General features: G+C 42.9%; 22 protein-coding genes. 11 read left to right on the forward strand and 11 right to left on the reverse strand.

The window, feature by feature from the left end:
• The first annotated feature begins 3 nt into the window (after window positions 1-3).
• Window positions 4-708, forward strand: coding sequence for a hypothetical protein (locus DD657_RS08210; protein ID WP_068691539.1), 705 nt, complete (start codon window positions 4-6; stop codon window positions 706-708).
• Window positions 709-826: 118 nt separating this feature from the next.
• A complete protein-coding gene (locus DD657_RS08215) occupies window positions 827-1,423 on the forward strand; it encodes a flavodoxin domain-containing protein (RefSeq protein WP_021987918.1) in 597 nt (198 codons plus the stop codon).
• A gap of 74 nt (window positions 1,424-1,497) precedes the next feature.
• On the opposite strand, the gene cobC is transcribed toward DD657_RS08215, so the two are convergent.
• The 4 genes from cobC to cobU all read right to left on the reverse strand — a co-directional run bounded on the left by cobC (window position 1,498) and on the right by cobU (window position 4,458).
• Window positions 1,498-2,025, reverse strand: coding sequence for an alpha-ribazole phosphatase (gene cobC, locus DD657_RS08220; RefSeq protein ID WP_118773561.1), 528 nt, complete (start codon window positions 2,023-2,025; stop codon window positions 1,498-1,500).
• Between the two features lie 13 nt (window positions 2,026-2,038).
• Complete coding sequence (gene cobS / locus DD657_RS08225; RefSeq protein WP_287049538.1) at window positions 2,039-2,788, reverse strand: adenosylcobinamide-GDP ribazoletransferase; 750 nt, start codon at window positions 2,786-2,788, stop codon at window positions 2,039-2,041.
• 10 nt (window positions 2,789-2,798) lie between these two features.
• Window positions 2,799-3,836, reverse strand: a complete 1,038-nt coding sequence (cobT, locus tag DD657_RS08230) for a nicotinate-nucleotide--dimethylbenzimidazole phosphoribosyltransferase (protein ID WP_068691541.1) — start codon at window positions 3,834-3,836, stop codon at window positions 2,799-2,801.
• 97 nt (window positions 3,837-3,933) lie between these two features.
• Window positions 3,934-4,458 (reverse strand): bifunctional adenosylcobinamide kinase/adenosylcobinamide-phosphate guanylyltransferase, encoded by a 525-nt coding sequence (gene cobU / locus DD657_RS08235; protein WP_287049540.1) that lies wholly within the window; start codon window positions 4,456-4,458, stop codon window positions 3,934-3,936.
• A gap of 106 nt (window positions 4,459-4,564) precedes the next feature.
• Between cobU and DD657_RS08240 the strand changes: the two genes are divergently transcribed.
• The 9 genes from DD657_RS08240 (at window position 4,565) to DD657_RS08280 (ending at window position 15,272) form a co-directional block, all read left to right on the forward strand.
• Window positions 4,565-5,080: a histidine phosphatase family protein gene (locus tag DD657_RS08240; RefSeq protein ID WP_287049542.1), complete on the forward strand. Its 516-nt coding sequence runs from the start codon at window positions 4,565-4,567 to the stop codon at window positions 5,078-5,080.
• A 30-nt stretch (window positions 5,081-5,110) separates the two neighbouring features.
• Entirely contained in the window at window positions 5,111-6,583 is a 1,473-nt protein-coding gene (locus tag DD657_RS08245; RefSeq protein WP_287049544.1) for a cobyric acid synthase, read from the forward strand.
• 33 nt (window positions 6,584-6,616) lie between these two features.
• Complete coding sequence (locus DD657_RS08250) at window positions 6,617-7,630, forward strand: pyridoxal phosphate-dependent aminotransferase (RefSeq protein ID WP_287049546.1); 1,014 nt, start codon at window positions 6,617-6,619, stop codon at window positions 7,628-7,630.
• A complete protein-coding gene (cbiB, locus tag DD657_RS08255) occupies window positions 7,620-8,558 on the forward strand; it encodes an adenosylcobinamide-phosphate synthase CbiB (protein WP_021987926.1) in 939 nt (312 codons plus the stop codon). The genes DD657_RS08250 and cbiB overlap by 11 nt, the downstream gene beginning before the upstream one ends.
• A gap of 123 nt (window positions 8,559-8,681) precedes the next feature.
• Window positions 8,682-9,953: an Nramp family divalent metal transporter gene (locus tag DD657_RS08260; protein ID WP_021987928.1), complete on the forward strand. Its 1,272-nt coding sequence runs from the start codon at window positions 8,682-8,684 to the stop codon at window positions 9,951-9,953.
• A 118-nt stretch (window positions 9,954-10,071) separates the two neighbouring features.
• On the forward strand, window positions 10,072-10,644 hold the full coding sequence (locus DD657_RS08265; RefSeq protein ID WP_021987929.1) for a 30S ribosomal protein S16: 573 nt from the start codon (window positions 10,072-10,074) through the stop codon (window positions 10,642-10,644).
• Window positions 10,645-10,651: 7 nt separating this feature from the next.
• Window positions 10,652-11,194 carry a ribosome maturation factor RimM gene (gene rimM, locus DD657_RS08270; protein ID WP_287049549.1) on the forward strand — a complete coding sequence of 181 codons (543 nt, stop codon included), beginning with the start codon at window positions 10,652-10,654 and terminating at the stop codon, window positions 11,192-11,194.
• Between the two features lie 312 nt (window positions 11,195-11,506).
• Entirely contained in the window at window positions 11,507-14,044 is a 2,538-nt protein-coding gene (locus tag DD657_RS08275; protein WP_021987931.1) for an adenosylcobalamin-dependent ribonucleoside-diphosphate reductase, read from the forward strand.
• Window positions 14,045-14,339: 295 nt separating this feature from the next.
• The gene (locus DD657_RS08280; protein ID WP_068691549.1) at window positions 14,340-15,272 is read left to right on the forward strand and encodes a bifunctional riboflavin kinase/FAD synthetase; all 933 of its coding nucleotides are present in this window, start codon (window positions 14,340-14,342) and stop codon (window positions 15,270-15,272) included.
• 181 nt (window positions 15,273-15,453) lie between these two features.
• Here the strand turns inward: DD657_RS08280 and DD657_RS08285 are convergent, their stop codons facing one another.
• The 7 genes from DD657_RS08285 to DD657_RS08315 form a co-directional block, all read right to left on the reverse strand.
• Entirely contained in the window at window positions 15,454-16,704 is a 1,251-nt protein-coding gene (locus DD657_RS08285; RefSeq protein ID WP_068691551.1) for a DcaP family trimeric outer membrane transporter, read from the reverse strand.
• A gap of 375 nt (window positions 16,705-17,079) precedes the next feature.
• A complete protein-coding gene (locus DD657_RS08290) occupies window positions 17,080-17,562 on the reverse strand; it encodes a hypothetical protein (protein ID WP_287049551.1) in 483 nt (160 codons plus the stop codon).
• Complete coding sequence (locus tag DD657_RS08295) at window positions 17,559-17,858, reverse strand: Imm26 family immunity protein (RefSeq protein WP_287049552.1); 300 nt, start codon at window positions 17,856-17,858, stop codon at window positions 17,559-17,561. Before DD657_RS08295 ends, DD657_RS08290 begins: the two co-directional genes overlap by 4 nt.
• Window positions 17,848-18,276, reverse strand: coding sequence for a hypothetical protein (locus DD657_RS08300; protein ID WP_287049554.1), 429 nt, complete (start codon window positions 18,274-18,276; stop codon window positions 17,848-17,850). Before DD657_RS08300 ends, DD657_RS08295 begins: the two co-directional genes overlap by 11 nt.
• Window positions 18,277-18,514: 238 nt before the next feature.
• On the reverse strand, window positions 18,515-20,068 hold the full coding sequence (locus tag DD657_RS08305; RefSeq protein WP_287049556.1) for a glycine--tRNA ligase: 1,554 nt from the start codon (window positions 20,066-20,068) through the stop codon (window positions 18,515-18,517).
• 94 nt (window positions 20,069-20,162) lie between these two features.
• Window positions 20,163-21,854: a Na/Pi cotransporter family protein gene (locus DD657_RS08310; RefSeq protein ID WP_021987937.1), complete on the reverse strand. Its 1,692-nt coding sequence runs from the start codon at window positions 21,852-21,854 to the stop codon at window positions 20,163-20,165.
• 41 nt (window positions 21,855-21,895) lie between these two features.
• On the reverse strand, window positions 21,896-23,662 hold the full coding sequence (locus tag DD657_RS08315; RefSeq protein WP_068691565.1) for a Na/Pi cotransporter family protein: 1,767 nt from the start codon (window positions 23,660-23,662) through the stop codon (window positions 21,896-21,898).
• Window positions 23,663-23,751: the final 89 nt, after the last annotated feature.

Genomic DNA, 23,751 nt, shown 5'->3' on the forward strand with positions numbered 1-23,751 from the left:
CGAATGAAAAAACAGGATTTGATTTTTATTTTGGGAGTAACCGTTTTGTTGCTCCCTTTCTTCATCTGCAAGCCGGTGTCCGAATGGTATTATGCTTTTAATGCTTCCCATGGCATGATAATGAGTTTTCTGAAATTTGCCGTTTTGTCAACGTTGGGAGAAATGATCGGATTGCGTATCAGTTCCGGGGTATATAATCGCCGGGGGTTCGGTATTTTGCCCCGGATGTTGGTGTGGGGTGTTTTGGGAATGGGAATCAATATCGCTATGATTATCTTTTCCAACGGTACTCCGGTGGTGTTGCAATATTTGGGAATGCAGGATGCGGTACAGGTTATGCATGAAACGCTATCCTGGAAAAAGGCCGGTGTTGCCTTCGCCGTATCGGTCAGTATGAACACTCTGTTTGCTCCGGTATTTATGACTTTACACAAGGTAACGGATATCCATATTTTAACGCAGGGGGGTACTCTTCGCGGTTTTTTTACTCCGATACATATACGTGAGATATTAATAAATCTGAATTGGGGGGTATTGTGGGGATTTGTTTTTAAAAAGACGATTCCTTTGTTTTGGTATCCTGCCCATACGATTACTTTCCTGCTGCCTGGAAATATGCGGGTGTTGTTTGCCGCTTTACTCGGAGTGGTGTTGGGGGTATTGTTGGCGGTCGGGGCCCGGATGGGTGAAAAAAATACCGGGTCGTAAAAAAGCCGGTATTGTCAGATTATCCGTTTTGATGTGGATATCCTTTTTATATTTCCTTCTTTAACTTTTTCTTTTATTTGCCGTATGAATGAGGTATACAATATAAAAAATACGGTTTATGGAAAATAAGGAACAACCTCAGCTTACGGCAGATTTGGAAGGTAATTATCTGATTGATAAGGAAAGTGTCGGAGAAAGAGCGATCGGATTGTTTTATGCTCCTTCGGGGGGAAGTGTGCATAAAGTTGCTAAACGGATAAAACAAAAGGTGAAAGGTCGTAAAATTGATATGTTGTATATCCGGAATATCCGGCCACAGCAGTTTTTAAATTACCGGAATATTATATTGGTGTCTTCTACGTTGGGGAAAGATGCATGGAATAATAATGAAACGGATGAATGGGCTGCTTTTCTGCCTGAGTTGAGAAAATTGGATTTAGACGGCAGGCGTGTTGCATTAGTAGGTTTGGGAAATCATGTGTTATATCCGAATAATTTTGTCGACGGCTTGGCGGATTTGGCGGATTTGATAGAAGAACTTGGCGGGGTTTTAATCGGAAAAACGGAGGCCGACGGTTATATTTTTAATATGTCGAGGGCGGTGAAAGACGGGGTGTTTGCCGGATTACCGCTGGATGAAGATAACGAGACGGGTAAAACGGATGCCCGTATCGAAAAATGGCTGTCTTTCGTCCTGCCTGCTATGGAATCTTAATATTTACGATTTTAGACTTCTCTCTTTTGCGGGAGATGTGATTGTGCCCCTGATTTAAAATCGTAAATCTGCGATTATATATGTATTGTCAATATATCGCCGAAAGGGATCTCGTCGGAAAAGGCGCTTTTGAAATCGGTTTTTCCGATATAGATCCTTGCACAACGGATTGTTCCACTGTGAGCGAACAGGCATACCTTGTCGAATGTTTCCCGTTTGATTTCGCTTAAAAAGCCGGCAACACGCAGATATTGCTGATGAAAAGATTCTCCCCCGCCGGCGGGGATATTAACCCAGTCGGCATACCATTTCTCAATGAGCGGATCTTCTATTTTATTCCAGGCTTGCATTTCCCATTTCCCGAAATTTAATTCTTTAAGCCGCTCGTCGATGATGGGGGCGGGATAGCCACAAAATGCGGCTAATTTCCGGCAGCGTGTAAGTGGACTACAGAATACAGCATCGAATTTTTTGTCTCTTATATGCGAAGCGATGATTTGTGCTTCTTCCTCAAAAGTTGAAGCGACGTTGACGTCCGTCGCCCCGTAAACGATACCCGGCGGAATAGCGACACGGGTATGGCGAATGAGCGTAATCTCCATTGTGTTTCGTCGTCTAAGGTAAAAAATAAATGATACAGTATCCGCAGTAAATAACCTGCTCGATGATTAGAACGCAGGCGCCGCAGCAATCTCCGGTATATCCGCCTATCTTCTTTTTTAAATAATACCGGAGTAGGATGGCGGTCAATATTGCCGGAATGATGGCTAAGATATATATGATTTCTGTAATATGCAAAAAGGGAACAAGGGCGATAATGCTTATCGTGAGAATTTTGAAAAAATGATTTTTCCTGTAAACCAACTTTGTTTTACTTTCTTCTTCTTTTCTTGCATAAGGCAGGCTGTTGATAAGAATAGAGCTGCACAGCTTGGAAGATACATCGGCCAGGAATATAAGCGGTAGCAGGGTTGTACGATCTATGTTGTAAAGAAAGGAGGCGTAAAGCAGGAAATAGACGATCAATCCGATTGTTCCGTAACTGCCGATGTGTGAATCTTTCATGATCGCCAGTATTTTTTCTTTTGTGCTACCTCCGCCGAATCCGTCGAAAAAATCCGCTAAACCGTCTTCGTGCATAGCACCGGTTAATAAAAGCCGGGCTATTATGGCGAGTATGCAGGCCGGCAGTCCCGGCATAAAATAGGAGGCAGCCCAAAATACGCCTGCTGTTGTCCCGCCTGTGATGAAGCCGACTAAGGGCCAATATAGCAACGTATCACAGAAGTATTTTTTGTCTAAGGTGATGATACGCCATAAGGGAAGACGGGTCAGCGTCATGAGTGCAGCAAGGAATCCTCTCATTGTGTTTTATTTAGAAATATTTGGTGATAGCCGCTTTTTGAAATGAGTTGATTTCGTTGATCATGTGTACGGCCGATTCGATAATGGGATAAGCACAAATGGCACCGGTGCCTTCGCCCAGCCGCAGTCCTAAGTTCAGTAAAGGCCGGGCTTGCAATACATCCAGAACCAGTTTATGGCCGGCTTCATCTCCCTGGTGTCCGAAAATGCAGTATTCCAGAACTTCCGGATATAGTTTGCTGGCAGCTAAAACACAGTTTGTCATGATAAAACCGTCGATGATGATGATCATGCCCCGTTCCGCTGCCCGTAGCATGCCTCCTACTGCCGCTACCATTTCGAAACCGCCGAACCAGCGTAAGATATCTTCCGTGCTGCCGTCTCCTTTGTAGTTTGCCATAGCCTGACGCAGGACATTGTATTTGTGGGCAATTCCTTTGTTGTCGAGGCCGCTGCCTGCACCGACGCATTCTTTTAAAGGTATTCCTGTAAAGTAAGACATCCAGATCGAAGAGGCAGAGGTGTTCGCCATGCCCAGTTCGCCGAAGCTGATAATATTGGTGCCGTCTTGCCAGGCTAAATCCACCATTTCTATTCCGATTTCGATGGCCCGGTTCATCTCAGCCTTTGTCATGGCTGCCTGGTGGAGATAATTGGTCGTACTTTTCCGGATTTTCCGGTCGAAAAGTCCGGGTAAATGTCCGAAATCTGCGTTTACCCCGCAGTCGACCACTTTCAACATGAAATGATGCTGCCGGGCGAACATGTTGATGCCGGCTCCGCCTTTCAGAAAATTATAGATTTGTTGGGCCGTTACTTCCGGGGCGGAAAAGCTGACCCCTTCGACAATGACGCCATGGTCGGCGGCAAAAACAATATTCTGGGGATTTTTCAAAACCGGACAGAGAGTTTGTTGGATGGTGCCGATTTGTACGGCAAGTTCCTCCAGGCGCCCTAAAGAGCCTTTGGGTTTGGTCAGGTTGTCGATTTTATCCTGCAAAGCCGGAATAATTTTTTTATCCGGAGTTTTAATGTTGAATGTATACATGTTTTATTATGTTATAAACCGATATGCTGGGGTGTTGCTGTTATTTTAAAAAGTTTGATTTTTATCTTTCATTCTGTCTTTTCGGACGTTTTCTGTTTTAAGATTGTACCGGTTTGATTTTCGTTGCAATTCCCGATACCATTAATACGACTTCATCTGCTTTTCCGGCAACATATTGGTTCATCCATCCTTGCAAGTCGGTAAAGCGTCGTTGAATAAGATTTTCGGATACTCCTCCCAGACCGATTTCATTGGTCACAAAAATAAACGTAGCTTTTGGAGCGGTAAATTTATCGAATTCCTGTTTTAATTCCTGTAATGATTGCCCGACATCGGAGTTGTTGTCAAAAAAGAAATTAGTGGCCCATAGGGTCAGGCAGTCGATTACAATAACCCGGCCTTGCAACGCATGACGGCTCAGTTGTTTTTCTTCTTCGATATTTGTCCATTGAGGCCCCCGGTCTTGTTGATGGCGGCGGATACGCTCCCGGTATTCTTCGTCCCAGATCCGGGAGGTGGCCAGGTATACCGGATGGTCTGATAATTGCAATGCCAGACTTTGTGCGTAACTACTCTTACCGGAACGTTGTCCTCCGGTGATCAGAATAATTCTTTTTTCCATAATCGGTTTTTTCGATGGGTAAAGATAGAAAGGGAAATGGGAAATAAGAAATATTCGGGGTATATTCATTTTCTGTTAACTTTGCAGGCGTTAAGAATGAAGAAAAATGATTGAATTGTTGTTGACGCGTCACGGTGAGACGCTGGAAAATAAAAGGGACATCATGCAGGGGCATATGCCCGGGACCTTGTCTCCTTTGGGTATCCGTCAGGCCGAACAGTTGGCCGGTATGCTGGAAGACGAGAAGGTGGATGCGATTGTCTCCAGTGATTTGGCCCGTAGTTACGATACGGCAAAGATTGTCGGCGAACGGAAAGGATTGGAGCCCCGGCAAACAATATTGTTACGGGAGATCGATTGGGGAAAACATACCGGGGGACATTTGTCTTCTATCGATTGGAAACATCTGCCGGAAGGATGTGAGAGTCTGGAGAGTTTGATGGTGCGGGCCAAGGCTTTTATCGACTGGCTGTGTGCCGAATACCGGGATCAGGTTGTTCTGGCTGTCGGTCATGGGGCGATAGACCGGGCTATTGTTGCTTATCTGGAAGGGAAAACAGTAACGGAAATGATGGATATGCCGATTATGAAGAATACTTCGGTTATCCGATTGCAATTGTAAAAGTTTGTCTAAAGGATTTAATTTGAAATCATGTCTCTTCGTCCGATTATGTTTGTGGGTACCTGTTCAGATGCCGGGAAAAGTGTGTTAAATACGGCTTTTTGCCGGATATTCCGGCAAGACGGTTACCGGCCTGCTCCTTTTAAGGCTCAAAATATGTCATTGAATTCGTATGCGACACCGGAGGGGGGAGAGATTGGCCGGGCACAGGCTGTACAAGCAGAAGCATGTGGCTTATTGCCTCATACGGATATGAATCCGGTGTTGCTGAAGCCTTCTTCCGATCAGACGTCCCAGGTAATTCTCAATGGAAAGCCTGTCGGGAGTATGTCTGCCCGTGAATATTTCCGCACGGGAAATACACGGGAATTATGGGGAGATGTAGTACGTGCTTTCCGGCGTTTGGAAGCCCGGTATGAACCGATTGTTCTGGAGGGTGCCGGAAGTATTTCTGAATTGAATTTAAGAGACCGGGATATAACAAATATGCGGATGGCACAGGAGGCCGGAGCTGCAACTTATTTGGTGGCTGATATCGACCGGGGTGGAGTATTCGGTTCGGTTTACGGTTCGGTGATGCTTTTGCCGGAAGATGAACGAAAATTGTTGAAAGGGATTATTATTAATAAGTTCAGGGGAGATGCTTCTCTGTTTGAGGATGGAAAAGAGCTGATCCGGAAACTTACCGGAGTTCCGGTCGTCGGAGTTATACCTTATTTCAGGGATATTTTTATTGAAAAAGAAGATTCGGTAGCATTGGAAACAAGGGCTACTACTGCCGTGGAAGGTAAAATAAATGTAGCTGTGGTATTACTCCGGCGGATGTCTAATTTTACAGATTTTGATGTGCTCGAACATGACAAGCGTTTTCATTTGTATTTTACAGACAGCCTGTCGGAAATACAGCGGGCGGATATTATTATTTTACCCGGAACTAAAAATACCGTCGAAGATTTACAAATTCTTCATTCCAACGGTATAGCGGAGGCCGTGGTTCGGGCATATCGGAATGGTAAAAGGGTGATCGGTATATGCGGGGGATATCAAATGTTGGGGATAAGGGTTGAGGACCCCGGTCGGATTGAAGGGAGACAGGAAAAGATGGCGGGTTTGGGACTGCTGCCTTTGGTTTCGGTGATACAGGATAAAAAAGTTGTTTGTCAGAGCCGCTTCCGGTACAAAGATTACGATGATATATGTGAGGGATATCAGATTCACATGGGACAGACCAGGCCGGAAGGGCCTGCACTTTTTCCCGGATTGAATGTGCTTGTCGACGGTACGACGGAGGGTTGCCGGTTGAATGACTATTGTTGGGGAACATATATGCACGGAATCCTCGATAATCCGGTGGTGTTAAACGATTTGGCCGCCGCTTGCGGAAATCCGGAAAAATCTGGTTTTAATTTTTCGGAGTTTAAACAGCAGCAATACGATTTGTTGGCCGGCCATGTACGTAAGGCTGTCGATATGGATTATATCTATTCAACGATTGTTGTCTGAACCGGTGTGGTTTTAATGTTTTGATTCTTTATTATGATTTACGGACACGGAGATGATATATACAATTTAACGGCAAAGGTAATAGCCAATTTTTCTACTAATGTATGGTATGGAGCCGATGAAAGGCTTTTGCGGAAACTGTTGGAAGAAAAAGCGGAAGTTGTTTTGCATTATCCGGAACCGGATGCGGCTTCTTTTCGGAAAGTCGTTGCGGCTTATCACGGACTTTCGCCGGAACATGTCGTTGTCGGAAACGGTGCTACCGAATTGTTTTATCTGGTGGCCCATGCTTTTGCCGGAGTATCTACGGTGATCCCGGTTCCTTCTTTTACCGAATATGAGGATGCATGTGCTTTGTATGGGCATCGGTTGACATTCCCCGGACATTCTGAAGTTTCGGCTATTCCGGAAGGTTCCCGGCTGATGTTTATCTGTAATCCGAATAATCCGGATGGGAGAATCTGGACGGAGAAGGAAATTAATAATCTGTTGACTGCTAATCCGGATATGATCTTGGTTGTGGATGAATCTTTTATTCATTTTGCTCCGGCTGCCCGAACGGTTTGTTCCTGGTTGGGGAAATTTTCTAATTTGCTGGTAATCCGTTCTATGACGAAAAGTTATGCCATCCCCGGACTCCGCTTGGGGTACATGCTGGGAGAGCCTGAACTGATAAGAAAGATTGTCCGTTTTAAACAACCCTGGACGGTAAATGCTTTGGCGATAGAAATCGGGAAATATCTTTTGGAGTATGGAGAGAAGCTCTTGCCGGATGCGATGTCTTTACTGGAAAGGCAGCGGTGTTTTTCGATGGAGTTATCGCGTGTGGCCGGTTATTATCCCCAACTGTCGGGAACTTCTTTTTTTCTGGTCAAAACGGATTATCCGGTAGGTGCTTTGAAATGCTATTTATTGGAGCGGCATGGTATTCTTATCCGGGATGCTTCTAATTTCAGGGGACTTGAGCCTGTTTATTTCCGGGTTAATACGCTTACCGGGGCGAAAAATAGATTGTTGACCGATGCGTTGAAGAGTTATGCCGGATAAATTTTATTTGATAGCTTTGCCTCTGGCGGGCGGATATCTTTTGGATTGGCTTTTCGGAGATCCGAGAGGGATTCCTCACCCGGTCGTCATTTTTGGAAAAAGTATTGCTTTTGCGGAAAAACGATTGAACCGGGGAAAACATCGTAAATTAAAAGGGTGTGCCGTTGCTGTCGGATTGGCGGTATTGACGGGCATTTTTTTCCGGGGTATGGCTTATTGGGCTTTGGAGCTTGGGAATTGGTGCTATGGAATGATTGCGACCCTTTTTGTGTTTTACGGCTTGGCAAACCGTAGTTTGATTCAGGAGGGAGGGGCTGTTATCCGAACTTTGGATGAAAAGGGGTTGGAAGCGGGGCGACGGCGGTTGTCCTGGATCGTGGGACGGGATACTTCCCGTTTGAGCCCGAAGCAGATTTATACAGCCGTGCTGGAAACTATGGCGGAGAATTTGAGTGATGGGGTTGTTGCACCTTTGTTTTATTATGCTTTGGGAGGATTTCCGGCTATGATGGTATATAAAATGGTGAATACACTCGATTCTATGATCGGCTACCGGGATGAGCGTTACCGGGATTTCGGGTGTTGCGCTGCCCGTCTGGATGATGTATTGAATTATATTCCGGCTCGGCTGACGGCCTTGTTGATGGTTTTTGTCGGTTATCGCCGGGGGTTACTGCGTTTCGTGTGGAAATACGGACAGAAACATGCCAGCCCTAATGCCGGTTATCCGGAAGCTGCTATGGCCGGCATTTTGAATTGCCGTTTCGGAGGAACACATATTTACCACGGGATATCAGTTAAGAAGCCTTATATCGGGAATAATGACCGGAATTTGAATCACCGTGATTATCGCCGGGCGGTAAAAATAAATCAAGGTGTTACCTTTTTAACTGTTGCTCTCGTGGTGGTGGGGTATTATTGTCTTTAATTCGATAGTAATACTTATCTTTGTAAAATAATTGAGACATGTCCCGGATACTGATGACTGCCAGTTTTGCAGGCCAGGGCGTGTCGGTTCAATCTAAAGTTGTAAATCTGCAATTTGTAAGGTATGTTTGATTTTATTCGTAAATCATTGAGAACAGCCAAACATCATCCGAAATTAGGTGGTTTGGAAATATTAAAATATATAGGTCCCGGCTTACTGGTTACTGTCGGTTTTATCGATCCGGGAAACTGGGCTTCGAATCTTGCTGCCGGTGCCGACTATGGTTATGCTCTTTTGTGGATGGTGTCGTTATCTACGGTTATGCTGATCGTATTGCAGCATAATGTCGCCCACCTCGGTATTGCAACAGGACTTTGTTTGTCGGAAGCTGCAATGACTTATTTGAAGCCTCCTTATGCCAGAACGATGCTTTGGAGCGCGATGGGGGCTTCCGTGTCGACTTCTCTTGCTGAAATTCTCGGAGGTGCTATTGCTTTGGAGATGTTGTTCGATGTACCGGTCCGGATTGGGGCTGTCCTGGTGACTGTTTTTGTCGTTATTATGCTTTTTACGAATTCCTATCGGGTGATCGAACGCTGGATTATCGCTTTTGTATCGATTATCGGACTTTCGTTTATTTATGAATTGTCGTTGGTGCATATCGAATGGGGAGAGGCTGTGCGTGCATGGATTACCCCTTCTTTTCCCCGCGGTTCGATGGTGGTGATTATGAGTGTGCTGGGAGCTGTCGTTATGCCTCATAATCTTTTTTTGCATTCAGAAGTGATCCAGAGCCGTCAATGGAATCTTGAAGATGATAAAGTGATCCGTAAGCAATTACGTTATGAATTCTGGGATACTTTTCTTTCTATGATGATCGGCTGGGCGATCAATAGTGCTATGATTTTGCTGGCAGCTGCTACTTTTTTTAAAAGCGGTACTTCTGTAAACGAGTTACAGGATGCCAGTGCTTTATTGCATCCGCTTTTGGGCAATAATGCAGCTATCGTTTTTGCTGTAGCTTTGTTGTTTGCCGGTATTGCTTCTACCATCACTTCCGGTATGGCTGCCGGTTCTATTTTTGCCGGTATTTATAAAGAACCTTACGATATTAAAGACAGCCATTCGCGTTGGGGAGTTTTGTTGTCCCTGATTATTGCATTGGTGATTATTATGTTGATATCCAATCCTTTCATGGGATTGATTTATTCTCAAATGATACTGAGTATTCAATTGCCGATTACGATTTTCCTGCAAGTTTACCTTACGTCTTCTGAAAAAGTGATGGGAAAATACAAGAATCGTCTTTCGACGAAATGGATATTATATACTTTGGGGATTATTGTAACGGTATTGAATCTGATGCTATTGGGAAGCATGATCTGGAACTTTTAAAGGAAACTGTTATAATTCACTCATTTCTTGTGTTTTCTTTTTTTGTTTCTCGTATTCTTTTTCTATCTTTGCGGCTCCTATCGGGTATAGGAAAATATTAATCTTTTAAATTAAAAGAATGGCTACAAAAATCAGATTAGCGAGACACGGACGCAAGGGTCGTCCATTCTATCATGTAGTGATAGCAGATAGTAGAGCACCACGTGATGGTCGGTTTATTGAAAAAGTAGGTACGTATGATCCGAATACGAATCCTGCTACTATCAATCTCAATTTTGACAGAGCATTGTATTGGTTGATGACCGGGGCGCAGCCTACGGATACGGCTAAGAGAATCCTGTCTTACAAAGGTGTATTGTTGAAAAAGCATCTTTTGGAAGGTGTTAAAAAGGGAGCTTTTGATGAAGCTGCTGCTGAAAGCAAATTCGAAGCCTGGTTGAAATCCAAAGATGCTAAGATTCAGGAGAAGATTGGCAAGTTGGCTCAGGAAGGTGATGAGGCTGCTAAAGCACGTTTAGAGGCTGAAGCAAAAGTACGGGCTGCAAAAGAAGAAATCGTGGCTAAAAAACGTGCAGAATTAGAAGCTGCCGAAGCTGCGAAGAAAGCTGAAGAAGAAGCTGCTGCCGCTGCTGAAGCTCCGGTTGCAGAAGAAGCTGCTCCTGCTGTTGAAGAAACACCTGCCGCAGAATAAGTCAGAAATGATAGCGAAAGAAGATTGTATTAAAATCGGCACAATAACAAAAACCCATAGTTTAGATGGGCAGGTTGTCGTAACGACCGATAATGATCTTCTTGAAAAGTATGTAAGTGAACCGGTATTCGTTCTTTTGGACGGAGCACCGGTTCCTTTTTTTATAGCACCGGACGGATTGGTCACGAGAAATCATACTTCTTATATCGTGAAATTCGATTATGTAGATAGCCTGGTTTTGGCGGAGCGATTGCTTGGAAATGATATACTGCTCGAAAAGAAATTATTGAAAGAGGAGGAAGAAGAGGAAGAAGAGGAAGGAGAATTTGATATTTTTGATTTGAACGGTTTCGACGTGGAGGATGTGCTTTCGGGTGAAACAGGGAAAATAACCGATGTCGCAGATTATTCCGGTAATGTTGTCTTTTCGATCGATATTTTTGGAAAAGAAATCCTTTTACCGCTTTCCGAAAATTATATAAAAGAGGTAAGTTGGGATGATAAAAAAATAATTACTTCTATCCCCCGGGATATTATCGATCTTTATTAAATCATCTTCTTTATTGTTTACTGAAACTTGGAATAGGTCGTTGGAATTGACTGATCTACGATTTCAGGTTATAGTTATTTTAAGAATGTCTTAAATAATATTTTTGATATTGTTTCTCTGGTGATAAAATATTTTTTTGGAAAACTTTTTGGTGTTTAAAAATTGGTATGTATTTAATATATAACTATTTAAGTATTTTAATTGGAAAACTTTTAAAAAAATGATACCTGTTTTGTTGTGCCTTTTTTGATTTTTTTCCATATCTTTGCTTCATTCAGTTCAATAAAGAATAGTACGATAAAATATATAGAAATGAATGAGCAGGTATCAGTAAAAGAAGGGACTTACACCCAGGAAGAGGCGTTTCAAAGTTCATTGGAATACTTTAAAGGAGACGAGCTTGCGGCTCGGGTTTGGGTAAATAAGTATGCATTGAAAGATTCTTTTGGTAATATTTTTGAAAAGAATCCGGATGATATGCATCGGAGATTGGCCAAAGAAATTTCTCGTATTGAGAAGACATACGAAAATCCGATGTCTGAAGATGAGATTTTTGAGGTTTTGCGGGATTTTAAATACATCGTACCGCAAGGGGGGCCGATGACCGGAATCGGTAATGACTTTCAGATCGCCTCTTTATCCAATTGTTTTGTCATCGGTCATGACGGACCTTCGGATTCTTACGGCGGTGTTATGAAGATCGATCAGGAACAGGTACAGTTGATGAAACGCCGGGGGGGAGTCGGTCATGATTTGTCTCATATCCGGCCCAAAGGGTCTCCTGTAAAGAATTCAGCTTTGACGTCAACGGGTATTGTACCTTTTATGGAACGTTATTCCAATTCTACCCGCGAAGTTGCTCAGGATGGACGCCGGGGAGCATTGATGCTGAGTGTGTCTATTAACCATCCGGATTCAGAAAGCTTTATTGATGCAAAGATGACGGAAGGAAAAGTGACGGGAGCGAATGTATCGGTAAAAATTGATGACAAGTTTATGCAGGCAGTGGTTGATGATCACGAGTATACGCAGAAATATCCGATCTATTCCGATACGCCTAAAAATGTAAAAGACATCAATGCGCGGCAATTGTGGAATAAAATTGTCCATAACGCATGGAAATCGGCAGAACCGGGCATATTGTTCTGGGATACGATTATCCGGGAAAGTGTTCCCGACTGTTATGCGGATCTGGGATATCGTACTGTATCGACAAATCCTTGCGGAGAAATTCCTTTGTGTCCTTATGATTCCTGTCGTTTGTTAGCCATCAATTTGTATTCTTACGTGCAGAATCCGTTTACGAAGAATGCCAGCTTTGACTTTGATTTGTTTAAAAAGCATGTAGCCATAGCACAACGGATCATGGATGATATTATCGACCTGGAGTTAGAGAAGATCGATACAATTCTGGAAAAGATTGACACCGATCCGGAAGATGAGGAAGTAAAAGGTGTCGAGATCCGTTTGTGGCAGAAAATCCGCCGGAAAGCTAAAGAGGGAAGACGTACGGGAGTCGGCATTACGGCAGAAGGAGACATGCTGGCAGCTTTGGGTTTGCGTTACGGTAGTGACGAAGCTACTGATTTTGCGGTAGAAATCCAGAAAACCCTGGCTGTAGAAGCTTACCGTTCGTCGGTAAATCTGGCTAAGGACAGAGGTAGTTTTAAGATTTTCAATGCCAAGCGGGAAGAGAATAATCCGTATATTCAACGTTTACGGGAAGCTGCTCCGGATATGTACGAAGAGATGGTGAAATACGGACGTCGTAATATAGCCTGTCTGACAATTGCACCTACGGGCACGACCAGTTTGATGACCCAGACGACTTCCGGAATAGAGCCTGTATTTATGCCGGTGTATAAGAGAAGAAGAAAGGTGAATCCGAATGATGTGAATGTGCATGTGGATTTTGTGGATGAATCCGGAGATTCTTTTGAGGAATTTATCGTGTTTCATCATAAATTTGCCGAGTGGATGAAGGTTAACGGTTATGATATGACCAAGCATTATTCGGATGAGGAAATAGACCGTTTGGTAGCTGAATCGCCTTATTATAAAGCGACTTCCAATGATATTGACTGGGTGGCTAAAGTCAGAATGCAGGGAATGATTCAAAAATGGGTAGACCATTCTATCAGTGTGACTGTAAATTTACCGTCTGATGTAACCGAAGAACTGGTCGGACAGTTGTATATCGAAGCCTGGAAAAGCGGTTGCAAAGGATGTACCGTGTATCGCGACGGTTCCCGTTCCGGCGTATTGGTTTCTGCAAAAGAGAAAAAAGGACCGGATGAATTCAAAATGCCTTCCAAACGACCGGCCGAATTGGATGCAGAGGTGGTACGTTTTCAGAACAATAAAGAGAAATGGATTGCTTTTGTCGGTTTGTATCAGGGACGTCCTTATGAAATATTTACGGGTATTGCTGATGACGAGGAAGGCATTATGCTGCCGAAGTCTGTTGTAACCGGAAAAATCGTGAAACATTATGACGAAGAAGGCAATTCCCGCTACGACTTCCAGTTCTGTAACAAAAGAGGTTTTAAGACAACCGTTGAAGGACTTTCTTATAAGTTCAATAAAGAATACTGGAATTATGCAAAATTGATTTCCGGGGTATTGCGTTATGGAATGCCGATACACCAGATTATTGCACTGATCGGTACAATGGAATTCGATAACGAGAATATCAATACCTGGAAAAACGGTGTTGAAAGAGCCTTGAAAAAATATGTTCCGGATGGCACGGAGGCTGCCGGAGAGGTTTGTGAGAATTGCGGCTCTCCTGTTGTTTATCAGGAAGGTTGCCTGATTTGTAAAACCTGCGGAACTTCTAAATGCGGGTAACAGGTATAACAACTCATGAAAACTGAAATACCCCCGAAGTTTTATCCGACTTCGGGGGTATGTTTTAGGTATAATTTTATGAAATACGATCTGTAAATTGCAGGATATGATATGCATAGTTAAATAAACGGTTGTCTGTCGGATTAAGAAGGAATCGAAAATCAGAAATCATAAATCTGAAATGTGAAATCCCTCTTTTCTTTGTCCTTTGGCAACTTGTTAACTTGTAACAATTTCGTATTTTTGTATCCTCAACCGAAAAGCTATTTTCACTTTTCATTTTTATTTGGATAGAATGCAAGTTCATTACGGATTAGAAAATATACGTATCGAGAAACCGGTTGTGACGATCGGAAGTTTCGATGGGGTACATAAAGGGCATGTGCAGGTGATTGAGGGTTTGAGACGTTGTGCCCGGAAGTTGCAGGGTGAATCGGTAATCATCAGTTTTGATCCCCATCCCCGGGAAGTTCTTTACCCTTTAGAAAAGCGTCCCGGTATTTTGACGACCTTGGATGAAAAGATAAAAATATTGTCCGAATACGGCATTCAGCATTTGATCGTTTTAAAATTCACGGAAGAACTGGCTAATTTGACGTATGATGATTTTGTCAAACATATATTGGTGGATAAGATCGGTATCGCCGGTTTGGTTGTGGGATACGACCATCGTTTCGGAAAGGACCGGGAAGGTGATTTTGAGGCATTGAAGATTTTAGCCGGAAAATATCATTTTCACATAGAACAGGAAGAGGTTTGTGTTACCCGGGAAGTCAATATCAGTTCCACCAAGATACGGACGGCTTTGGAATTGGGGGATGTCGGTTTGGTGAAGGCTTTGCTTGGTTATGACTATCCTATCAGCGGGATTGTCGTACACGGTGATAAAATCGGACGGCAGATGGGCTTCCCCACAGCGAATATAAATGTAAGTGACCATCGGAAACTATTGCCCGCAGCAGGTGTATATGCGGCTCATGTATACATAGACGGGGAAACATACGAAGGAATGCTTAATGTCGGTGTCCGCCCGACAGTCAGTACCTCGGGTATTGTCCGCCTGGAAGTGCATATTTTTGATTTTGACCGGGATATTTACGGAGCCGGTATTACGGTGACTGTATTGGAACGGATCCGGGGAGAGCGGAAATTCGAAAATACCGGCGAGTTACAACTTCAGTTGCAGAAAGACAAAGAAGCCGTTTTAAGGCTGAAAAATGAGGGTTGAAAGTCCATAAAACCGAATAAATCCTTCATCTGTATTGTAGATTTTAGATTTACGGTTTTAGATTGAATACACAATCCTCTCCGGTAAAAAGGAAGAATCATAAATCTAAAATTGAAGGGGCCGTATAAATATGACCGGCTATTCGGTTTTATGGACTTTCATTTTTTATGAATGGAATCTATTAGAACCGGTATTGCAACATGGCATTGATACGATTGGCATTACCGTAGTTCTTGTCGAAATTGTTGCGGCGGCCGAAAACATATTCGATACCGGTTGTTCCGTATTCTGTAAAATTCCAAAGTAAATTCACGCCGGCATATTGGGCATATTTGTAATTGGTGGAAGCTAGGTCGCCAATGTTTTCCATGCGTGCATAACTGTAGGTCAATGTCGAATATAAATCCGGTGTCCAGTTTTGTTGTACAGCGGCAAAAAATCCCCACATGGCGGACGCTTTCAGACGTCCGTTTTTATCCGGATTCGGGATCAGGTCGTAACCGAGGTCGCTGATGTCCTGTATGTAATTGGCTATGGCTTTACCGTATACCCCCTGGAACATAAAACTTGTTTTTTGGCACATCGGAATGACTCCGCTTAAAGTTGTACCCCATCCGGTGACAACTTTGTCTTTGTCCCGGACATTGTCTTTGTAGTAGATATTCCGTAGAATAGCACCTCCCTGTAAATGTCCTCCGTTTTTGAAGGTATATTTGGCTACCAATGGGATATCCGGAATCCGTTGGCGTATATTGGCCGTATAATTATCTGCCTGATTTGTATAATCCGGGACAGCGTATTCCAGAGCCAGGGATGCCTGCCATTTATCGTTGAATTTGTGAGTATACCGGACCTGGGGTTGTCTGACTTCTATGCTGCTTGAGGGACCTTCCTGATCGATCGTGGTCGGAACGGCGGGCATGTCACAGAAAGTACTCCAGGCTTGCCCTACCAAAAAACCTTTAAACTGAACAAAGGCCTGGTTTAATTTGGGTGTATTTGACGGTCCTTCAAACTGCATTTCGATGTAAGACACCAAACGTCCCCGGTCTGTATCGCCGACTAATTTGAAGAAAATCCGGGATTGATTGACGGTCATGCCGAAACTGGAACCGGCCTGATGGCCTTTGGGGGCAATGGCCGAAGTTGTGAAAAAGTTGTAGTCTTCCACTCCGTTGAAATCATATACTCCGGTTGCCTGTACATAACCTCCGATACCGAAAACAAAACGTCTGTCGTTGTCAAAAAAGATAAAACGGGGAGCTGCCGGATCATTATAGGCTAAAGGAAAAGCTTCTTTCATCATTTTGTAAAAATTATGCAGATCCTTTTTTTCAGAGATAGATGCTACATTTATTTTCTGCGCTTTTACCGGACGGCAGAGAGCAACAGCGATAAATGTCAGTAAAATCAGTGCAAAAATTTTTCTCATAGCTTGTGTGTTTTTATTTATTACAAGCTGTTATACGGTCGGTCTACTTAAAAGATTGGATGTGAGGTGTTAAATAAATTCGTTGAATGTTATATTCCCGTTTTTGTTATCGTTTAAAAATAATGGGAAATAAAGAAGACCCGTCTGGCACTTTAAATCATAAGGTGAGATTTTTTCACAGAAATAATTGTCCGGACTCATCGATCCGTTTTTCAGGGTATACCGGCGGCTGTCCGTAAAACGTCCGGCACTGTTGTAGGAAAAGGCGTATAGCTAAGTGCGGAGGAAAGATTACTTCTCTTTTCGAAAGTCTTTCACAAAATCACGTTTTTGAAAAGAAAAAGGCGCAAGTTCGAAAACTTACGCCAATCGGTACTATTTGTCGAAAATATATACAGTTATTACTCCCGGCTGTTTATCTTGTAAAATTTTAAAAATCTGAGTATGTTTTTTTCTTAACTTAATAATCCGCATTACATCTTCCTTTGTCGTTACAGCTTTATTGTTATACACATAGGATACTTTCAATTTGTCCAAATCGTAATCTAAACCTCTAATTTTATCCATAATGCTTTTATTCACAAATAAATAACCGTCTTTTGCTTTTTTAGTGTAGGTATGCACTTCTCTTTTTTGGTGAATGGTGTCAATTACTTGCGAAGTTTTAAAATCAGATGTTTTAAGTTTAGAATAATATAGGCTAACAAAGATGTCAGGAGTTAATTTTTGTGCCAAATTATCAATATAAATGCATTGCTCATAAGAATTATATTGTTCATTCCCTGCAATTCCTGTTTGGGCATTTAAATTAAAAAAAATATTCAAATAAATTAGCGTCAAATAAATATGTGTTTTCATTTTGTAGAATTGGTTCTTATTGTTTTACTGTGATTTAAATCGTATGGGCGAATAGGAAGTCCGATTACTCGCCTTGCATAGTTTTCAAAATCAATGATGGGTAATTTTCCGACTTTTATCCATCTTCCCCTTGTAATCATATCATTGTATACTTCTACAATAAATAAAATTGGTTTTTCGAATAAGATATCCAAACTTTCTAATTTGGCTTCTTTTACATGGATATCAAAGAAAGTTACTCCAAATTCCAAAATCTGTGCATAATTGTAATAATCATCCTCTAAATCAGTTCTCAAAATTGCACCAACGGTTCTTTGTTATCGTTTCCAGTTTTGCTGCGATTCTTTGCCGTTGTATTTGTAGCGGTTTTGTGCCAGTTGGGGATAATCGCTGCGGGAATGACGGGCACCGAAGGGGATAGTAGCCGTTTCGTTCCCTGACACTGCCATCGGAAGACAGAATCGTCCGCACACTCCCCAGATGGTCTGTCAGGTGGTAATAAGTTTGCGGAACCTGACCGGAAAAAGCAATACGACCCTCCGGAAAAACAATGCTTTCCGGATTCAGAGATTGCGCAAAGCCCATATATATCAAAGAACCCAGATAGACGTATTCTATACCGGCTCCGCTTATCGCTCTATTCTTCAGCCCGTCGTAGCCATATACGTAGCGGATCACCTCCAATCCCGACAAATCCTCCGCCCGTTCTGTCAAATTTAAAAGATTATACTTAAATTTCAAAGCCCTGCGGGAATCTTTTAACAGATGGCCGGAATGGTCATATTCATACGTAGCCTCTCCGGCTTTCCTCTGGGATAAATATCTCCCGGACTATCTTTATTGCAGTGGATGGGAAAAAGATGACTTTGAAAGAAAAGAAAATCAGAATGAAAAGAGCCTGTCTAAATAATAATCTATAGACAGGCTCTTTGGGTTTTGTATGTCGTTTGGTTTAGTCTGTGATTTTACGCAGCAGCGTTTGGATGTCGCACTTTTCTTTGAGAATACCGAATAGGCTGTCGATGGTTACACGATCTTGTTCCATGGTATCGCGGTTGCGGATGGTTACCGTATTGTCTTCTACGGTTTGGTAGTCGATGGTAATACAAAATGGCGTACCGATAGCATCCTGACGGCGGTAGCGTTTGCCGATGGAGTCTTTTTCATCGTATTGGCAGTTGAAGTCGTATTTCAACAAGTCCATGATTTGCTGTGCCTTTTCCGGCAGACCGTCTTTTTTGACCAATGGCATGATGGCCATTTTTACCGGTGCCAAAGCTGCCGGAAGGCGCATAACGACCCGCGAATCCTGTTTGCCGTCTTTGCTTAAGTCTTCTTCGCAGTATGCAGCAGAAACAATTTGCAAGAACATACGGTCTACTCCGATGGAGGTTTCGACAACGTAAGGTACATAAGATTCATTCAGTTCGGTATCGAAGTATTGAATCTTTTTACCGGAAAATTTTTGATGTTGGGACAAGTCGAAATCGGTACGGGAATGGATACCCTCTACTTCCTTGAATCCGAACGGGAAACGGTATTCGATATCCGAAGCCGCATTGGCGTAATGTGCCAATTTTTCGTGGTCGTGAAAACGATAGTTTTCTGCACCGAAACCGAGTAGCTGGTGCCATTTCATACGTGTTTCCTTCCATTTTTTGAACCATTCGAGTTCCGAGCCCGGACGTACGAAAAATTGCATTTCCATTTGTTCGAATTCGCGCATCCGGAATATAAATTGACGGGCGACGATTTCATTCCGGAAAGCCTTACCGATTTGTGCAATACCGAAAGGTATTTTCATACGGCCGGTTTTCTGAACATTCAGGAAATTTACAAAGATACCCTGCGCTGTTTCCGGACGTAGATATATTTTGCTGGTACCGTCTGCTGTCGAACCCATTTCGGTGGAGAACATCAGGTTGAACTGGCGTACTTCCGTCCAGTTACAGGTGCCTGAAATCGGGCAGACAATTTTTTCATCGAGGATGATCTGCCGTAGTTCATTCAAATCATTCGCATTTAAAGCATCAGCCATCCGCTCGTGTAGTGCCTCTTTTTTCCTTGCATGTTCCAATATTTGCGGATTGGTTTGGCGGAATAATGTTTCGTCGAATTTTTCTCCGAAGCGTTTCCGTGCTTTTTCGACGTCTTTTTCAATTTTATCCTCGTATTTGGCTATCTGATCTTCTATCAATACATCGGCCCGGTATCTTTTCTTCGAATCTTTATTGTCGATCAACGGATCATTAAAAGCATCTACGTGTCCGGATGCTTTCCAGATTGTCGGATGCATAAAAATGGCAGAATCGATTCCTACAATGTTTTCGTGTAACCGGACCATGGATTCCCACCAATACCGTTTGATATTGTTTTTCAGTTCCACACCGTACTGGCCATAGTCATACACAGCACCCAGCCCGTCGTAAATATCCGATGACGGAAATACAAATCCATATTCCTTGCAGTGGGCTACTAATTTTTTAAAAACGTCTTCTTGTGCCATAATATTATGAGTCTATATAATTGAATTACAAAAGTAGAAATAATTACCTGAAATAAGCATGCGATCGAAGATTCATTGAATCCTCGGTCACCATTTATTCATGTCCGATTTCTTTGATTGCCTGGGTAACATTGATTGCATAATCCCCGATTTTTTCACATTCGGCGAAAATGTCGTTGTAAAGTATCCCTGTCGGATAATCATAGCGTTTTTCTTCAATTGCAAGCAAATGTTCCTGTTGCAGTATCGTCCGGTAGTCATTGATGGCATGTTCCAGTTCGTAAGCCTTTTTAGCATTTACGTCCCTGTATTCCGTCGCCAGGTTTTTACACATGGTTACCAATGTTTCATCTACCAGGCTGAACATGTGTTTCAGTTTTACTGTCAGTTCTTCCGGGAAAGTCACTTTTTGGTCATTCCGGCGGTTGATGGCTTTGGCTACGTTCAGAGAAGAGTCGGCAATGCTTTCGATTTCGGATACGATTTTAAACATGGCCCGGACACGCTGTGAGTTTTCGGTTGTCAGCTTGGATTCGGAAACTTTTGTCAAATAATTGGCAATTTCAACTTCAATGTTATCGCTCTCGTCTTCCAGTTTTACCAAATATTCGAATGGTTTAGCGAAATCCTTGGCGGGAAGATCGAGACATTCTATTACTTTACGAAACATGGATAAGGTGTTTTTACCGTAAAGTGTGATTTCTTCTTTAGCCTGGAATAAAGAGGCATCCGGGGTAGAAAGTAATCCGATTTTGATGTGTTTCAGACTGAAAGCATCTTCTGTGGTTTCCCGTATGGGAATCAATTTGGTTACGATCCGTGCGATAAATCGGGTAAACCAGATTAAAATCAAAACATTGGTGATGTTGAATACGGTGTGGAACAGGGAGAGTGCCATCGGGACGGAACTGGCATTCGTGGCCGGGTTACCGATACCCAGAAATATACACAATTGTTCGATCCAATTCAAAAAAATGGGGAATATAGCCAATACCCAAAGGACTCCGAAGAAATTGAATACAAAATGGGCAAGTGCCGCCCGTTTGGCCGTCGTATTGGCGACGACGGCTGCCAGATTAGCTGTTACTGTGGTACCGATGTTTTCTCCCAATACCATCGAAGCTGCGATTTCAAAGCTGATCCAGCCATTGGCACACATAACCAAAGTCAGTGCCATTGTTGCGGAAGAAGATTGTATCAGGATTGTCAGTACCGTACCGATTAACATGAAAAGAATATAAGAGGCGTAGCCCATGTCCGTATATTCCTTTAAGAATGTGAATATTTCCGGATTTTTATGCAGATCGGGCATGGCATTTTTTAAAAATTCCAAGCCGATGAATAGCAAGCCGAAGCCGATAATCAACTCTCCCCAGCTTTTCCGGGAACGCTTTCCGGAGAATAATAGAGGCAGGCAAAGACCGATCAGGGGTAAAGATATTTCTGCCATGCTGATTTTAAAACCTAAAATGGAGATCAGCCAGGCCGTTACAGTTGTACCTACGTTGGCACCCATGATTACTCCGATCGATTCGATCAAACTCAATAATCCGGCATTTACAAAGCTGACAACCATAACAGTTGTGGCCGAGCTACTCTGGATAATAGCTGTAATCAGTATACCGGTGATTACTCCTTTTACCCGGTTAGAGGTCATAGCCGATAGAATTTGGCGCATTTTATTACCGGCTACTTTCTGTAGGGCCTCACTCATCAATTTCATTCCAAAGAGGAATACCCCCAGTGAACCAATTAGCTTTAAAAAATCGAAAAGTCCGTAATCCATAAATAATTTATTTGAAAATTTAAAAATTAGGAGATTGGGATTTAATCTTCGTGCCCAATTTCTTTGATTGATTGTGTTACATTTATTGTGTAATCCCCGATTTTTTCACATTCGGAAAACATGTCATTATATAAGATACCCGTTGAGTAATCGTATCGTTTTTCTTCGATGGCCAATAAATGTTCCTGTTTCAGAATTGTGCGGTAACTATTGATCGCGTCTTCAATTTCATACGCTTTTTTGGCATTTACCTGGGTATATTCTGTCGTTAGATTCTGACACATGATAACGATCGATTCATCGACCAGGGAGAACATATGCTTCAGTTTGTTGCTTAAGTCCTCCGGAAAGACAACGCCTTGCTCATTGCGGCGGTATATGGCTTTAGATACATTTAATATAGAGTCGGCCACACTTTCGATTTCGGATACGATTTTGAACATGGCCCGGACACGTTGTGAGTTTTCTGTCGAAAGCTTGGATTCCGATACCATCGTCAGGTAATCGGCAATTTCGATCTCGACCTGGTCGCTTTCATCTTCCAGTTTTAGCAACTGATCGAATTCTTTTTCATATTCGTTACGGGACATACTGAATGCCCGTACCATTTTGTGAAACATTTCCAGGGTGTTTTGTCCGTAATGGCATATTTCCTGCTTGGCTTGGAATAACGACGCATCCGGTGTCGAAAGCATTCCGATTTTAATATGTTTTAGCTTGAATGTATCTTCTCCTGTCTTCGGAGGTATGATACGGCTTACCAGGCGGGCGATGAATTTGGTGAACCAGATTAACAGAGCGACATTGATTCCTTTGGCTAATGTGTTGAAAAGGGAGAGGACAAGCGGCATAGCCATGTTGATGGAGGCGGTGACTCCGGCTCGGGCTTCCGGTGAGAATGCTTCGGTCAGCAGCCGGGGATCGGAATAGATGGGGTTGTATTTTGAGATATGGAGGGTAACGCATAAATCGCCGATAAAGTGGAGAAAAGGAGTGAAAATGACAAAGAGCCAGACAACTCCGAATACATTGATTATAAAATGAGCGAGGGCTGCCCGTTTAGCCTGGACGTTGGCCACTGTTGCCGCCAGATTGGCTGTAATTGTCGTCCCGATATTTTCTCCCATAATCATGGCTGCAGCATCTTCGTACCCGATCCACCCTTTGGAACAGATAACCAGTGTCAGTGCAACCGTTGCAGAGGAGGACTGGAAAAGTGTTGTTAAGGCAGCTCCGATAAACAGAAAGATCATCCACGACCGGAATCCCAGAAAACTGATCTGTTGGATAAACTCACCGACACCGGGATAATCGTGGATATTCGACGGCATACTTTCCTGTAAAAAGCGCAGAGCTAGAAATAACAGACCGAAGCCGATAAACATTTCCCCCCAGTTTTTTCGGGAGCGCTTCTTTGAAAACAGCAGCGGCAGTGTACAGCCGATAATCGGTAATGCCAGATCACTCATGCTGAATTTGCCCAACCCCAGGATAGCTACCATCCAGCTCGTTACGGTCGTCCCTACATTCGCACCTAAAATTACACCAATAGAACCGACTAAATCAAGCAAGCCGGCATTTACAAAACTAACAACCATTACGGTGGTCGCCGAAGAACTTTGGATAAGAGCCGTGATAATTAAGCCGGTAAGGACACCTGTGACACGGTTAGAAGTCATTGCTGTCAAAATCTGGCGCATTTTATTGCCAGCCAGCTTTTGGAGAGATTCGCTCAGCAACTTCATTCCATAAAGGAACAATGCTAATGATCCGATCAGCTTCAGCAATTCGAAGATTCCATAATCCATTGGAGCTGTTTTTAGATTTGATTTTTCGCAACGTAAAAGTAAATAACTCGATTTAATTACGAAAATATTACCATAAACTTTTTGATATA

The sequence above is a fragment of the Culturomica sp. genome (assembly GCF_003524185.1).
GTDB lineage: Bacteria > Bacteroidota > Bacteroidia > Bacteroidales > Marinifilaceae > Culturomica > Culturomica massiliensis.